The organism is Afipia sp. OHSU_II-C1, assembly GCF_000497575.1.
Taxonomy (GTDB): domain Bacteria; phylum Pseudomonadota; class Alphaproteobacteria; order Rhizobiales; family Xanthobacteraceae; genus Afipia.
Genome location: NZ_APJI01000013.1, coordinates 323,806 through 337,903, shown reverse-complemented (window position 1 = coordinate 337,903; position 14,098 = coordinate 323,806). Strand labels below are relative to the sequence as shown.

Annotated in this window: 13 protein-coding genes and 1 tRNA gene; 2 read left to right on the top strand and 12 right to left on the bottom strand. The window is 61.2% G+C overall.

The features are described 5' to 3' along the window. Window positions 1-4: 4 nt before the first annotated feature. The 9 genes from I554_RS0114870 to I554_RS0114830 form a co-directional block, all read right to left on the bottom strand. A tRNA-Lys gene (locus I554_RS0114870) sits at window positions 5-80 on the bottom strand. Between the two features lie 180 nt (window positions 81-260). Next, window positions 261-851 (bottom strand): Spy/CpxP family protein refolding chaperone, encoded by a 591-nt coding sequence (locus I554_RS0114865; protein WP_024576306.1) that lies wholly within the window; start codon window positions 849-851, stop codon window positions 261-263. An 87-nt stretch (window positions 852-938) separates the two neighbouring features. Then, on the bottom strand, window positions 939-2,267 hold the full coding sequence (locus tag I554_RS0114860) for a TRAP transporter large permease subunit (RefSeq protein WP_024576307.1): 1,329 nt from the start codon (window positions 2,265-2,267) through the stop codon (window positions 939-941). Further along, window positions 2,264-2,863: a TRAP transporter small permease gene (locus tag I554_RS0114855; RefSeq protein ID WP_029659532.1), complete on the bottom strand. Its 600-nt coding sequence runs from the start codon at window positions 2,861-2,863 to the stop codon at window positions 2,264-2,266. Before I554_RS0114855 ends, I554_RS0114860 begins: the two co-directional genes overlap by 4 nt. 138 nt (window positions 2,864-3,001) lie before the next feature. Beyond that, complete coding sequence (locus I554_RS0114850; RefSeq protein ID WP_024576309.1) at window positions 3,002-4,003, bottom strand: TRAP transporter substrate-binding protein; 1,002 nt, start codon at window positions 4,001-4,003, stop codon at window positions 3,002-3,004. Between the two features lie 193 nt (window positions 4,004-4,196). Beyond that, complete coding sequence (locus tag I554_RS0114845) at window positions 4,197-5,762, bottom strand: 2-isopropylmalate synthase (protein ID WP_024576310.1); 1,566 nt, start codon at window positions 5,760-5,762, stop codon at window positions 4,197-4,199. Between the two features lie 99 nt (window positions 5,763-5,861). Next, a complete protein-coding gene (locus I554_RS27745; protein ID WP_275450901.1) occupies window positions 5,862-5,984 on the bottom strand; it encodes a hypothetical protein in 123 nt (40 codons plus the stop codon). Window positions 5,985-6,100: 116 nt separating this feature from the next. Next, window positions 6,101-6,898: a hypothetical protein gene (locus I554_RS0114835; protein WP_244432757.1), complete on the bottom strand. Its 798-nt coding sequence runs from the start codon at window positions 6,896-6,898 to the stop codon at window positions 6,101-6,103. Further along, the gene (locus I554_RS0114830) at window positions 6,852-7,820 is read right to left on the bottom strand and encodes a polyphosphate kinase 2 family protein (protein WP_024576312.1); all 969 of its coding nucleotides are present in this window, start codon (window positions 7,818-7,820) and stop codon (window positions 6,852-6,854) included. The genes I554_RS0114835 and I554_RS0114830 overlap by 47 nt, the downstream gene beginning before the upstream one ends. An 86-nt stretch (window positions 7,821-7,906) precedes the next feature. Here I554_RS0114830 and I554_RS0114825 point away from each other — a divergent pair, with 86 nt between their 5' ends. Both I554_RS0114825 and I554_RS0114820 read left to right on the top strand, forming a co-directional pair. After that, window positions 7,907-8,692: an ATP-binding cassette domain-containing protein gene (locus I554_RS0114825; protein ID WP_024576313.1), complete on the top strand. Its 786-nt coding sequence runs from the start codon at window positions 7,907-7,909 to the stop codon at window positions 8,690-8,692. Next, on the top strand, window positions 8,689-10,251 hold the full coding sequence (locus tag I554_RS0114820; RefSeq protein ID WP_024576314.1) for an ABC transporter permease/substrate-binding protein: 1,563 nt from the start codon (window positions 8,689-8,691) through the stop codon (window positions 10,249-10,251). Before I554_RS0114825 ends, I554_RS0114820 begins: the two co-directional genes overlap by 4 nt. Here I554_RS0114820 and I554_RS0114815 read toward each other — a convergent pair. The 3 genes from I554_RS0114815 to I554_RS0114805 form a co-directional block, all read right to left on the bottom strand. Continuing rightward, window positions 10,248-11,987, bottom strand: a complete 1,740-nt coding sequence (locus tag I554_RS0114815) for an LTA synthase family protein (RefSeq protein ID WP_024576315.1) — start codon at window positions 11,985-11,987, stop codon at window positions 10,248-10,250. The two genes, I554_RS0114820 and I554_RS0114815, sit on opposite strands and share 4 nt — an antisense overlap. 331 nt (window positions 11,988-12,318) lie before the next feature. Then, entirely contained in the window at window positions 12,319-13,338 is a 1,020-nt protein-coding gene (gene ilvC, locus I554_RS0114810; protein WP_024576316.1) for a ketol-acid reductoisomerase, read from the bottom strand. Between the two features lie 152 nt (window positions 13,339-13,490). Continuing rightward, a complete protein-coding gene (locus I554_RS0114805; RefSeq protein ID WP_029659534.1) occupies window positions 13,491-14,096 on the bottom strand; it encodes a LysE family translocator in 606 nt (201 codons plus the stop codon). Between the last annotated feature and the right edge of the window lie 2 nt (window positions 14,097-14,098).

Genomic DNA, 14,098 nt, shown 5'->3' with positions numbered 1-14,098 from the left:
TGTTTGGTGGGCGCACCAGGGCTCGAACCTGGGACCCGCTGATTAAGAGTCAGCTGCTCTACCAACTGAGCTATGCGCCCGGATCCAATCCGGATGTCCGTTGAGGACGGCGTCGTTTAGCAAAGCGAAACGGCCATGTCCAGCAAGGTTGCAAGGTTTTCCCGGCCGTGGGCGGCGGGAAAATCGGAGTGGTTCCGAACGAGAAAAACCGCCGGAAAACCGGCGGTTTTTACCTTAACGACAGGCTTTCAGCCGGTCTCTCAGAGGCGTTCGGAGCCGCCTGCGCCGCGATCACGGTCAGGTCCGCGATCCCCGTCGAATCGGTCGCCGTCCAGCCCGCGCTCGAAGCCCCGTCCGCGCCAGCCATGATGGCCGCCCATCCGGGTCAGCACCGCCAGCCGGCGCTTCTGGCCGTCGTTGAGGGTCTTGTAGAGCGGGTCGGCGGCATCGGCGATCTTCTTCAGACCGGCAGCGGTCTCGGCCATCCGATCGGCGCGCTCACGGAGCCGGGCGACCGGATCGCGGGTCTGATCGGGGGCTGACGGCTTGCCGTCCTGACTGCCCTTCAGGTCGCGTTCGGCGCGGCGCGCATCGCGTTCGCTGGCGCGTGCATTGGCCTGCGCCATGCGCTGCTTGGCGAAATCTCGTACCGCCGCCTCGACCGGCGGCCAAAGCTTTTCCTGGTCCGGCGTGAGCTGAAGACCGGCTTTCACCGACGCGATCTTCGCATCGACGAAGGCCGCCCGATCTTCCATGCTCATATGCTGATGATGATGGCGATGCTGTGCGTAGACGGCGGTCGAGCCGATGATTGCAACCGCTGCAACGCCGGCAAGGATGGCTTTCTTCATGGGGACATCTCCAGATGAAACTTCCACGAAGATGGCAGCCCCCGCCGCGCTTTCAACTTAAGCTTTGGACACCTAGGTGAACGCGCATTAATTCAGCATCCCCAACGTTCGCGGCAGCCACAGCGAGATTTCCGGCACGAAAGTCACGGCCACCAGGAACATCAGCATTGTCAGCAGCCATGGCCACACCGCAATGGTGAGTTCGGTAATGCCCATCTTGGCGATACCGGACGCCACATAGAGATTTAGGCCCACCGGCGGGTGACACATGCCGACCTCCATGTTGACCACCATCAGGATGCCGAGATGCACCGGATGGATGCCGAGCTTCACCGCGATCGGGAACAGGATCGGCGCGGTGATCAGCACGATGGAACTGGCTTCCATCACGTTGCCTGCCACCAGCAGCAGGACATTGACGAAGATCAGGAAGGTGACCCAGTTGACGCCCTTCTCCAGCATCCATGCGGTCAGTTGCTGCGGAATCTGCTCACTGGTCATCAGGAACGAGAACAGCACGGCGTTGGTGATGATGTAGAGAATCATCGCGCTCATGCTGGCGGAGCCGAGCAACACGCGCGGCACGTCCCTGATCGTCAGATCCTTGTAGACGAACACCGCGATCACGAACGCGTAGACCGCGCTCATGGCCGCCGCTTCCGTCGGCGTGAACAGGCCGGCGTAAATGCCGCCGAGCACGATCACGATCAGCAGCAGGCCCCAGATGCACTCGCGGAATGCCTTGAACCGTTCGACCCATGTCGCGCGGGGCAGCCGCGGATAATCGAACTTCCATGCGCGGTAAACCGTTGTCAGGCCGAGCAGCGAGGCCAGCATCAGTCCGGGGATCACGCCCGCCATGAACAACTGCCCGACGGAGGCCGATGTCACGCGTTCGCCGCCGGGACCGAAGGCTACGCTGCCGCCGGTCGCGACCGCGTAGATCACCATCACGATGGATGGGGGAATCAGAATTCCCAGTGCGCCCGAGGTCGTGATGACGCCGGCGCCAAAGCGCTTGGGAAAGCCCTGCGCGACCATTGCCGGCATCAGGATCGAACCGATTGCGATCACGGTCGCCGGCGACGAGCCTGAAATGGCAGCGAACAATGCGCAGGCCATCACACCCGCGAGGCCGAGGCCGCCATACCAATGCCCGACCATCGAGGTCGCGAAATTGATCATGCGTTTGGCGACGCCGCCGTGGGTCAGAAAATTACCGGCGAGGATGAAGAACGGGATCGCCATGATCTCGAAGTTCTCGATGCCGGTGAACAGCTTCAGCGCCACCGCTTCGATCGGCACGCTGGTCAGGAAAAACAGGAACGTCAGAACCGTCAGGCCGAGTGCGATCGAGATCGGCATGCCAGTCAGCATCAGGGCGATGAGAAGCGCGAAGATAAACAGCGTGGTCATCGGACGCCCTCCGGCGTCGGACCAATCGCGGTGTCGACCTCGATGCCTTCGACGTGCGTATGATCGTGATGCGGCAGATCACCCGTGCGCCAGTAGGCAAACGCCACTTGCAGGAAGCGGAAGCACATCAGGTAAGAACCCAGCGGGATGCAGAGATAGACGATCCAGCTCGGCAGTTCGAGATCTGGCGAGGTCTGATCGGTGTGCGACAGGCCGTAAACGAAACTGGCGCCCATGGTGCCGATGATGCCGGTGAACAGCGCGCCGCACAGCAAGCCGAACAGGATGGTCCACTTCCGCCACTTCGGACTCAGCGCCAGAACCAGAACGTCGACACCGACGTGAATGCCGGTGCGCACGCCATAGGCCGCGCCAAACTTCGCCATCCACACGAACATGTAGATGCAAAGCTCCTGCGCCCAGGACAGGTGAATCTTGCTGAGAAACACATAAGCGGGCACCGCGCCGGGCCAACTGCGATGGCTGACCACGAAATCCGTGGTGTAGCGATGCGCAACAGCCACAAAGATCACGATGGTCGCGGCCGCTATCAGCGTCGCGATCAGGGTTTCCTCGAGGCCATCGAGGATGCGCATGAATGATTTCAAGTTTGTCCCCACCCGCAGCGGCCGCGTCTTCGCGCGGTCCGATATTCAGCTGACGCCCCGCATCATCCTATCAGACGAAAGTGGCCCGGGTCGATCCCGGACCACTTTCCTGTCACGAAAGCTGTCTCAATTCGTCTTGGCGTTGGCTTCCTTCTGGAACGCCGTGATCAGATCCTTGCCGACGCGCGACGCCATATCGTTGGTGACCGGCTCGAGGGCCTTCATCCACTCGGCACGCTCCGCGGGGGTCAATTCATAGAAGGTGGTGGTTCCCGCCTTCTTCATCGCCGCCAGCGCGTCGTCGTTTTCCTTCTGCGAAATGTCGTTGGCGAACTCCGTCGCCTCCGCCATCGCCTTCTCGACCTGCGGCTTCACGTCCGCCGGAAGGCCATCCCAGAACTTCTTGTTCACGATCACCGCATAGCCGATGTAGCCGTGGTTCGAGATGGTGGCGTGCTTCTGCACTTCGTGCATCTTCTGAGTGTAGACGTTCGACGGCGTGTTCTCGTTGCCGTCGACAACGCCGGTCTGCATCGCCTGATAGACTTCGGAGAATGCCAGCACCTGCGGGATGGCGCCGAGCGCGCGCATCTCGGCTTCCAGCACCTTCGACGACTGGATGCGCATCTTCAGGCCCTGGAAATCAGCAACCTTATGCATCGGCTTGTTGGCCGTCATGATCTTGAAGCCGTTGTCCCAGTACGCCAGTCCCTTGATGCCCTTCGGCTCAAGCTTGGCGAGCAACCCCTGCCCCACCGGACCCTTGGTGATGCGGCCGAGCGCCGCCTTGTCCGGAAGGATGTAAGGCAGATCGAACACCTCGAATTCCTTCACGCCGAGCGGACCGAACTTGGCAAGCGACGGCGCCAGCATCTGCACGGCGCCGAGCTGAAGCGCTTCGACCTCTTCCTTGTCCTTGTAGAGCTGGGAGTTCGGATAGACCTCAACCTTCACCTTGCCGTTCGTGTACTTCTCGGCAAGCTGCTTGAATTTCTCGGCGCCCTGCCCTTTCGGCGTGTTCGGCGCGACGACATGGCTGAACTTGATGACGATCGGCGATTGCGCCGTGGCAGGTCCAACGAGCGCAAGCACGGCGACTGAAGCCGCAGCCAGAATGAGTTTTTTCATGTTACCTCCCAAAGGCATTGTTGAGCCGCGGTTGTTCCGAGGCTTAATTCCGGACCAAACCGGATCATCGCAGACTGGCGTGGTCAAGACCATTGCCCGTTAGAAGGGGGCGCGCCGTCGCGATTGCTGCAACGCAAAACGCGGTGCACCGAAAGATGCACCGCGTTTCGTTTATTCGCAGACGAAGAGACGATCAGTGACCCGCGGCAGCCACCGCAGACGTGTCACGCTGCTTCTTCATGACAATCTTGTTCAGCGCACTGAGATACGCCTTCGCCGAAGCCACCAGCGTGTCAGGATCCGCAGCACGCGCCGTGACGGAACGCCCGTCCTGCGACAGCCGCACGGAGACCTCGGCCTGCGCATCGGTGCCGGCAGTTACCGCATGGACCTGATAGAGTTCCAGCTTTGCTTCGTTCGGCACCAGCGACTTGATGCAGTTGAACGTCGCGTCGACCGGACCGTTGCCCTCGGCTTCCTCGATTCTGACCTGACCATCGATATCGAGCTTCATGGTCGCGCGCTGCGGTCCATGCGTGCCGGCGATCACCGTCAGGGACACGAGATGAATCCGGTCGTGCGAGTGGGCGATCTCCTGATCGACCAGCGCCTCGATGTCTTCGTCGTAGATGTCCTTCTTGCGGTCGGCCAAAGCCTTGAAGCGCACGAAGGCGTCTTCCAATTGGTTCTGCGCCAGCTTGTAGCCCATGTCCTCCAGCTTGTGGATGAAGGCATGGCGGCCGGAATGCTTGCCCATCACCAGCGAGGTCTGCTTCACGCCGACCGTCTCCGGCAGCATGATCTCGTAGGTCTGCGCGTTCTTGAGCATGCCGTCCTGATGGATGCCGCTTTCGTGCGCGAAGGCATTACGACCGACGATGGCCTTGTTGTACTGCACCGGGAACGACGTCGCCGCAGCCACCGACTTCGATGCGCGCGTCAGCATCGTCGTGTCGATATTGTTCCAGTACGGCAACTTGTCGTTGCGCACGCGCATCGCCATCACGACTTCCTCGAGCGCGGCATTGCCCGCACGCTCGCCGATGCCGTTGATGGTGCATTCGATCTGCCGCGCACCCGCACGGACACCGGCCAGCGAATTCGCCACCGCCATGCCGAGGTCGTTGTGACAATGGACCGAGAACACCGCCTTGTCGGCATTCGGCACCGTCTCGCGCACGCGCTTGAACAGGTCGTAGTATTCCTCCGGCACGCTGTAGCCGACGGTGTCCGGGATATTGATGGTGGCGGCACCGGCCTTGATCGCCGATTCCACGCAGCGGCACAGGAAGTCAAATTCCGTGCGGGTGCCGTCTTCCGACGACCACTCGACGTCATCGGTGTGATTGCGCGCCCTCGTGACCTGCGAGATCACCAGTTCGTGCACATCTGCCGGCTCCATCTGCAGCTTGTACTTCATGTGCACCGGCGAGGTGGACAGGAAGGTGTGGATGCGGCCGCGGCGCGCCGGACGGATTGCCTCGGCGCAGCGGTCGATGTCCTTGTGGGCCGCGCGGGAGAGACCGCAAACCACCGCGTTCTTCGTGCGCTTGGCGATTTCGCGGACGGCTTCAAAATCGCCGTCGGAGGCGATCGGAAAACCGGCCTCGATGATGTCGACGCCCATGGAGTCGAGCAAATCCGCGACCTCGAGCTTTTCCTCGAAGGTCATTGTCGCTCCGGGGCATTGCTCGCCGTCACGCAAGGTGGTGTCGAAGATAACGACGCGGTCCTTGTCGGACTTGTTCGCGGTATTCATTGGGAAAATCCTTTGGTCAGATGCGCCACGTCAGGGCGCTCGGGTTTCGGTGCTGTCGTCGAACCCCTGAGTGCCCAGGCGCAAATGCCCAGACGGCCCTCAGGGGCAGATAAGAAGCAGAAGCCCGCCAAGAAGGGACGAAATCGGCGCAGCAGGAATCGCGTCGAGCCCGGCGGCGAATGCCACCGTTCCCTGCTGTCCCTGAATGCCGTCGCGAATCATCGATTTCATCCTCGAAACCGCATAATCGGCCCAAAACCATTGATGGATGGTTGCCGACGCGTTCCGTCAGGCCGTTCTAGACGAGAAAGGCGAGGTCCCGCAACGCCAAAGATTGGTCAGGAAGGCTGCCCTATCGCCCTGGGCGGGCGGATGGCGGCAGGCTGAGAGGGCGCCTCTCGTTTGGCATCCGCGCCCAGCAAGGCGTGCTTCAGATCCGTCACGGTGGCCGTGATTTTTGCCAGCCCGCAGGCCAATGCGTCGTCCTTGCAGGCCGGCTTTTTGCGGGCCCGCATCGGAGGAGCGGCAACAGGCTGCTTTGCGGCAACCGCTGGCTGCGCCGGCTTCTGGCTGACCGGCCTCATCTGATTATTGATCGCCGCGATGGCCTGACCTGCGTCAGCAACCTCAACGGGAGGCGCAGGGTTCACCTCGAGATAGGCCAGATATTCCTGATCCATCCGCTTCAATTCCTGCGGTGTGGGATTCGGACCGGCGATGTCGAAGTGACGGTTTTGCATGAAATCGAAATACGTGTAGCCGCCGCCCGCCTTGCGCCGACCTGCGAATTTTGAATCGCATCCCGAGATGATCTTTTCCTGGGCATCCTTCGAAAGTCCTGGCTGTCCCGCGCTTTGGGAACACTCCTCGAAGTCTTTTGGAGTGTAAAACTTCCACCACTCGGCATGCGCCATCGGACTCAATGCAGCGCCGAGGCCGATCAAGAGCAACAAGAAAACAAGCGTACGCAGGTTAGCCACAGAAGGAATCCTCGCCCATCCGCATACTATTTTCAGCATGCCCTCCCGGCAACCCGCGATGTGATCATTGTGAATTACGGGGGCAGACCAATACGGGAACATATTTTGTTCAAACGTTTCCCTTTTTCGCAGCAGTTGCCTTTGCTTTCGGCACACGAACAGCGCTCCTCCCCTCGCCTTCGAGAGCAGCCTTTACCTTCTTGAGTTCCCCGGCGTCGCTCTTGTCCACTTCCGGGAACTTCAGATTCAGCTTTTCCATCGCGCTCACGATGGCTGAACTGATCACGACCCGGGCAAACCATTTGTGGTCGGCCGGCACGACAATCCACGGCGCATGCTTTGCCGACGTATGATGAATCAGATCCTGATAGGCCGCCTGATACTTGTCCCATAATTTGCGCTCGGCCACGTCGCCGAGCGAGAACTTCCAGTTCTTCGCCGGCTGATCGAGACGGTCGAGAAAGCGCTGGCGCTGCTCCTCTTTGGAAATATTGAGAAAGAATTTCAGGATCAGCGTGCCGTTGCGCGCAAGATATCTTTCGTACGACGTAATATCCTCGAAGCGTTCGCGCCAGATATTCTTCGTCACCAGTTCAGGCGGAATCCGCTGCTTCGCCAAAATCTCCGGGTGCACACGAACCACCAGCACCTCTTCGTAATAGGAACGATTGAAGATGCCGATACGCCCGCGCTCCGGCGCACACTTCGACGTGCGCCACATGAAATCGTGGTCGAGTTCTTTGGTGGACGGCTGCTTAAACGAATAGACCTGACAACCTTGCGGATTGATGCCCGACATCACGTTTTCAATTGCGCTGTCCTTGCCGGCGGCGTCCATGCCCTGGAAGATCAGCAGAACCGACCAGCGATCCTGCGCATAAAGCTTCTCCTGCAGCTCGCGCATCTTTCCGCGATTGGCGTCGACGAGCGCGCGCGCCGCGTCCTTGTCGAGACCGCCCTTCTCGCCGGGCTTATGTGATTTGAGGTGAAATTCCTGCGAACCATCGACCCGGAACGGGTCCACATAGGACTTCAACTGTTTCGCGCTCGGTTGCGCGGACTTGCCGTTCCTGGCCATAACGAAAACTCTCCGATTGATCGCGGCACGCTACACGGCGGCGCACGGCCCGTCGACAGCTTAGCACCGATGGTCCATCATGCAGCATGACCAGCGCCGCGCCGTCCATCGCCTACGAAAATGTCGGCAAGAGCTTCGAGCGGGGCCGTATCAAGGCCGTCGACGGCGTCTCGCTCGATGTGACCGCCGGAGAATTTCTGGCCGTCGTCGGCGGCTCTGGCTCCGGCAAAACCACGCTGCTGCGGCTGGCCAACCGCCTGATCGCCCCCGACAGCGGCACTGTGCGCGTTCACGGCGACGATGTGCGCGGACTCGATCCCATCGCGCTTCGCCGAAGCATCGGATACGTATTCCAGAGCGGCGGGCTGTTCCCGCACATGACGGTCGCAGAAAATATCGGCATCACACCGCGGCTGCTGGGCACCCCGGCTCAAAAGATTTCCGCGCGTATCGATGAATTGATCGATCTGGTCCGACTGGAGCGGGCACACAAAGACCGGTTTCCGCACGAACTTTCCGGCGGCCAGCGCCAGCGCGTCGGCGTGGCGCGAGCCTTGGCAGCAAATCCCAGGATCGTTCTCATGGACGAGCCGTTCGGCGCACTCGATCCCCTCACCCGCGATGCGCTTGGCGAAGACTATCGCGCACTTCACCGCAGCCTCGGCCTGACCACCGTGATGATCACCCACGACATGACCGAAGCTCTGCTTCTTGCGGATCGTGTTGCAGTGATGCGTGCCGGACGCCTCATCGCACAAGGTACCGCGCAGCAATTGTCGAACGCCACGGATGTTTATGTCGGCGAGCTGCTCAACAACCCGCGCCGGCAAGCCGAGCGATTGCAGGAATTATTGCCAAAGGATCGGGCATGAATTTCTGGTCCGATCCACGCTGGAGCGACGCCCTGACGCGCCTGCCCGACTATCTGGGCAGTCACGTCCGCGCCAGCCTGACGGCATTGGCGCTCGGGCTCGTGATCAGCTTTCCGCTCGCGCTGATCGTCCGAAAGCGGCCGTTGCCGCGTGACATCGCACTCGGCGTCGCCAGCATTGTGCAGACCGTCCCGGGGCTCGCACTGCTCGCGCTGTTCTATCCATTGTTACTGGCGCTGGCCGGACTGTCGCTGCAATGGTTCGGCCATGGCTTTTCGGCCTTCGGGTTCCTGCCATCGGTTCTGGCGCTGGCGCTCTACAGCATGCTGCCGGTGCTGCGGAACACCATCACCGGGTTGCAGGGGATCGATCCTGCGATCATGGAAGCCGCGGAAGGTGTCGGCATGACACAGCGGCAATCGCTCACGATGGTTGAGCTTCCGCTGGCGCTGCCGGTGATCATGGCCGGTATCCGTACTGCTGCCGTCTGGGTGATCGGCACGGCAACGCTGTCGACGCCGATCGGCCAGACAAGCCTTGGCAACTACATCTTCGCCGGATTGCAGACGCAGAACTGGGTATTTGTGCTGTTCGGCTGCGCCGCCGCGGCTTTGCTGGCCCTCGCAGTCGATCAGTTGCTGGCGATGATCGAAGGCGGCGTGAAACTGAATAGCCGCATGCGCATCATTGCCGGCTGCCTTGGTCTGATCGCATTGATCGCCGCCACATTGATGCCTGCAATGTCCCGCGCCAGGACGAACTATATCGTCGGCGCCAAGACATTCACCGAGCAGTACATTCTCTCCTCGCTGATCGCGCAGCGCCTGCAGACCGCGGGGCTGTCGGCCTCGCCGCGCGAAGGCCTCGGCTCCAATGTGATCTTCGAGGCACTCGCCTCCGGCGACATCGACGTCTATGTCGATTATTCCGGCACGCTGTGGGCCAACCAGCTCAAGCGCACCGACATCAGGCCCCGCAAGGAATTGCTGAGCGACCTGTCGGTGACACTTAGGGACAAATACGGAATCTCCCTGCTCGGCGAACTTGGGTTTGAGAATGCCTATGCGCTGGTGATGCCGCGCAAGCGCGCCGAAGAACTCGGCATCCGTACCATCGCCGATCTCACGCCGCGCGCTTCCTCGCTGTCGATCGCGGGTGATTATGAATTCTTCTCGCGGCCGGAATGGGCGGCTTTGCGGCAGAGCTACAATCTATCGTTTCGCCAGCAGCGGCAGATGCAGCCGGATTTCATGTATGCGGCGGTTGCATCCGGCGAGGTTGATGTGATCGCGGGCTACACCAGCGACGGCCTGATCGCGAAATACGATCTGGTCGTGCTGGGCGATCCGAAAGCAGCGATCCCGCCCTATGACGCTGTCGTGCTGATTGCGCCGAAACGCGCCGGCGACACGAAGCTGCGCGAGGCATTACAGCCGCTGCTCGGCAGGATCGACATCGCCACGATGCGCGAGGCCAACCTGCGCGCCGGCGGCGGCGATGGGGCCAGTTCACCGGACGCGGTGGCGCGGTGGCTTTGGGAGGAGATTGGGAAGCGCTAAAGGTTCTTCACGAACCCCGCGTCCATCAGAAGGCGATTGAAGCGTTTCGCTTCCGCGCCATCCTTGCATGCATAGAACAGCCCCCGGCAGCGGAGCATGATCTTCTTCTGCTCGACGAACGACGGATCGAGCGGAATGCCCGCTGCATCCTGAATCGCGAGCGGCAGATAGGCCGCATCAAGCGTCTCCAGAGCCGACGACATGTCCGGCTTGTAGTTGAGTGCGTCGATCGCATAGTAGGTTTTGTAGTAGCGCGGATCGTGGGTCATGATGCGATCGGCCAGCAGCGATTGCGGCAGCTTCGGCTCCAGCAACTTCTGCGAGATCGCGGGCTGATGGTCACCGAACCGCACCAGCAGGAACGGCTCATCGGGGTGTTCGCTCTTCAGCCGTGCCACGAAGCTTGCATAGTCGTTGGCCGTCATGGACTGGCGGCGGATGTATTCGTCGACTTCAGCCGTATTGCCCGGCGCCTTCCACCCAGCCGGCGTGAGATCGGAGCGATAGGTCGACGTCCATGGAAAATGATTGGCGGTCAGGTAGACAAAGACGAACATCGGCTGCTCGGCCTTGCGCTCCCGCGCGATCAGTTGCAACGCCTGATCGAAGTAGAACTTGTCGGGCTGCATGTCCTCGCTGACGCCCATGTCGGCCATGTCAATGAATTTTCCGACACCGGCAGAGGTCTGGAAATTCCGTGCACTGAGGAAATTCCCGTACGTCGGATACAGCGAGAATGTCCGGTAGCCGCAGCGTTGCAACGCCTGCGGCAGTCCGCGTGAAATCTTCCCCGCCGTAATCCGCGTCACATAGAACTTCATCTTGCCGAACGACCGCGCCGACAGGCCGGTCAGCACGTTGAACTCGGTGTACCAGGTCGGTCCGCCGCTGGATTCCGTGACGAACGAGCGCCTCTGCCCGTCGGCGGACCTGAAATAGTCCCGATAATCCTCGGGAACCTTGATGCCGGGAGCAGCCGTGATGTCGAAGCTGGATTCGTCCAGCACCATGATGATGTTCGGACGCTTCCCGCGCGGCGTGCAGGTGGTGAGCGGTGTGGCCTGCGCGGACCCGACAAGGCTTTTCGAGTCCGCCTCGATCCATCCTGTCGTCGATGTCAGATGCGACACAGAGACGACGCCGGATCGCGCAAGATTGGAAATGTGATTGACGCCCTGGAACGGCTCCCACGGCTGTTCGGGATTGGCCACCGACAGGCCGACGACCCCAAGCATGCAAACGCCTGCACCGGCAGCGGCCGTCGCGCGGCGAATGCGGAACGGGTCCGCGCGCCAGATCAGCCACATCACAGGCACGGCGATGGCCGCGAGCAGGACGGACTGCGTCTTAAGCTGCGGAAAGATCGAATGCAGAAACGAAACCGTGTCGCGATCGATGATCAGAAAATCCAGAAACGTCAGCGTGAGCTGCGTGATCCCGTACTTGAACTGCGACAGCACGATCAGGCCCGCAACCAGCGCCAGCGACAGCGCGGCTGAAACGCCTGGCCGGCGGAAGACAACAAGCCACGAGAAGTTCAGCAGCGCCCACGTCAGCAGCGCCAGTGTCATCGCGAATGGGCCGTACTCGACCGACGCCAGAACATAGACAGCGGTGAGATGTATCGCCGCGATCAGCGCAACACGCAGACGCCAGAGCCACCCGGTATCGCCGAGCCGTTTCAGCCAAAGCTGAACCCTGCCGCCGGCCGGAGTCGATGTGGTGATCACGGACACGGTGCGCTCCGCTACGGCAGAACGCGACGGCGGGCGGCCATCGAATTCATCGCTGGAGAAGCTGGTGTCGGCAGCGGCAACATTGCCTCGACGCGAACTAAACCCGGCACTGTCCGAGGCCTTGGCTGGCGAAGACCAGGAGGCCAACCGCGCGGCCGGAAACCGCGACGTGTCACAAAAACGTAATAGAACCGTCATGAAGCCGCAAGGGACTGACCCTGCGACATATTTCGTTCGGTTAAGGCCGACATTCAGCCGGTGTTCAGCTGCCCCAAAAGAAAAGACCGGCTACCTCGCGGCAGCCGGCCCGGCCTCCCGAAAGGAGGAGAGATCAGTTCTTGGTCTTGTCGACCAGCGCCTTTTCCTTGATCCACGGCATCATGTCGCGGAGCTTGGCGCCGACCGCTTCGATGTCGTGCGCGTTGGCGCGGGCGCGGGTCGCCTTGAACGACGCCTGGTTGACCTTGTTTTCCAGCATCCAGTCGCGGGTGAACTTGCCGGACTGAATGTCGGTCAGCACGCGCTTCATCTCAGCCTTGGTCTCGGCGGTGATGATGCGCGGACCGGTGACGTACTCGCCGTACTCGGCGGTGTTGGAGATCGAGTAGTTCATGTTGGCGATGCCGCCTTCATAGATCAGGTCCACGATCAGTTTCAGTTCGTGCAGGCACTCGAAGTAGGCCATTTCCGGCGCGTAACCTGCTTCTACCAGCGTCTCGTAGCCGGCGCGGATCAGTTCGACGGTGCCACCGCAAAGAACAGCCTGCTCGCCGAACAGGTCGGTCTCGCACTCTTCCTTGAAGGTGGTTTCGATGACGCCGGCGCGGCCGCCGCCGATGGCAGAGGCGTAGGACAGGCCGAGGTCATGCGCGTTGCCCGACGAATCCTTGTGGATCGCGATCAGGGTCGGCACGCCGCCGCCACGCTGGTACTCGGAGCGGACGGTGTGGCCGGGGCCCTTCGGCGCAACCATCAGCACGTCGAGGTCAGCGCGCGGCTCGATCAGGTTGAAGTGCACGTTGAGGCCGTGGGCGAACAGCAGCGCAGCGCCCTGCTTCATGTTGTTGTGCAGATGATCGCGATAAATGTCGCCCTGCAATTCGTCAGGCGTGAGCATCATCACGACGTCGGCCCACTTCGCGGCGTCGGCAACTTCCATCACCTTGAAGCCGGCGTTCTCGGCCTTCTTGACGGTGGCAGAGCCCTTGCGCAGCGCAATAGCGACATCCTTGACGCCCGAGTCCTTCAGGTTCAGCGCGTGGGCGTGGCCCTGGCTGCCGTAACCGACGATGACCACCTTCTTGCCCTTGATCAGGTTCAGGTCGGCGTCGCGATCGTAGTAAACACGCATTTTCGTTTTCCTTCTCAGGCGGCCACGATTGGCCTTGTTCGTGCGTTTTTCGGATGGGATCGGGCCGGGGCCCGGATGAATTGCCGCCGTTGTGTAGGGCGGCTGGTGCTACGAGACAAGCCCGTAAGCCCCATTTCTGCAGTGCAACTAAATCAGGGCTCCTTCAGAACGGGGTAAAGCGAGGCCAGCAAAAGCAGGGCCATGACGACGTTGAAAATGCGGACCGCACGGGGGGATTTCACCACCGCCTGCAGCGAGGTCCCGAGCAGCACCCAGGTCAGCGACGACCCCAGGCCGATCAGGAACAGCAGGATCGAAAGCGCCGCGATGTTCAGCGGATAGGCCGCGATGGCCGCATAGGCGGTAATCGCACCCACCGCGATCACCCAGCCCTTGACGTTGACCCACTGGAACATCGCCGCACCGAGGAACGTCATCGGCTTACCCTCGCCCGCTCCATCGGTATCGGCGGGACCAGACATCGCAATCACGATGGCAAGGTAAATCAGATAAGCCGCGCCGGCATATTTCAGGATCGTATGCAGCACCGGGTAGGCCGCGAACACCGCGCCCAGCCCGAGCCCGATCACCGCCACCAGAAACGAGAATCCGATGGTGACGCCGGCGACATGCGGCAGCGTTCGCCGGAAACCATAGTTCAGGCCGGACGCCATCAGCATGATGTTGTTCGGCCCCGGCGTGAACAGCGCCGCGGCGGCAAAGGCGATAAACGCGATGGCGAGTTGCTGCGAGATCATGG